This is a genomic window from Streptomyces sp. AC558_RSS880 (assembly GCF_019049255.1).
Lineage (GTDB): Bacteria > Actinomycetota > Actinomycetes > Streptomycetales > Streptomycetaceae > Streptomyces.
Map to the genome: position 1 here is coordinate 1 of NZ_JAGMUJ010000110.1, position 901 is coordinate 901.

1 pseudogene is annotated in these 901 nt (G+C 69.7%); it reads left to right on the top strand.

Going from position 1 to position 901, the window contains the following annotated elements:
- Positions 1–49: 49 nt before the first annotated feature.
- Positions 50–879, top strand: a pseudogene (locus tag KUM38_RS28520) (IS5 family transposase).
- Positions 880–901 lie beyond the last annotated feature (22 nt).

Below are 901 nucleotides of genomic sequence, written 5' to 3' on the forward strand. Positions count from 1 at the left end.
CCTAGGGTCTGTCGTCAAATGATCTTCGATCGGGGATCATGGTCGGGTGATACGTCGCCATGAACTGTCCGATGCCGAGTGGGCCTTCGTGCAGCCGCTGCTGCCCCGGTCCGAGCGGGGCCGCAGGCGGCTGGACGACCGGACGGTCCTCAACGGGATCGTGTGGAAGTTCCGGACCGGCACGGCCTGGCGGGACGTGCCCGAGCGGTACGGCTCCTGGGCGACGCTGCACACCCGCTTCCGCCGGTGGGCCAAGGACGGCACCTTCGAGCGGATGCTCCGGGCCGCCCAGGCCAGGGCCGACGCGGCCGGGGACATCGAGTGGCTGGTGTCGGTCGACTCCACGATCGTCCGGGCCCACCAGCACGCGGCCGGAGCGCGAAAAGGGGGCTCCGCACCCCGGGACTCGGCCGGTCCAGAGGCGGCCTGACCAGCAAGATCCACCTGGCCTGCGACGGCGCCGGCCGACCGCTCGCCTTCACCGTCACCGGCGGGAACACCAACGACTGCACGCAGTTCACCGCCGTGATGAAGGCGATCCGGGTGCCCCGGCCGGGTCCGGGACGGCCCCGGGTCCGGCCCGACCACGTCATCGGCGACAAGGGCTACAGCTCCAAGGCCATACGCGGCTGGCTGCGGCGACGGAACATCCGGCACACCATTCCGGAACGGTCCGACCAGGTTCGCAACCGGCTCCGGCGCGGCAGTCAGGGCGGACGTCCGCCGGCCTTCGACAAGCAGCTCTACAAGCGGCGCAACGTCGTCGAACGGTGCTTCAACCGCCTCAAGCAGTGGCGTGGCATCGCCACCCGCTACGACAAGACCGCCGAGTCCTACCAAGCAGCCGTCACCCTCGCATCGCTGCTGATGTGGGCGTGACATTTGACGACAACTCCTAGGC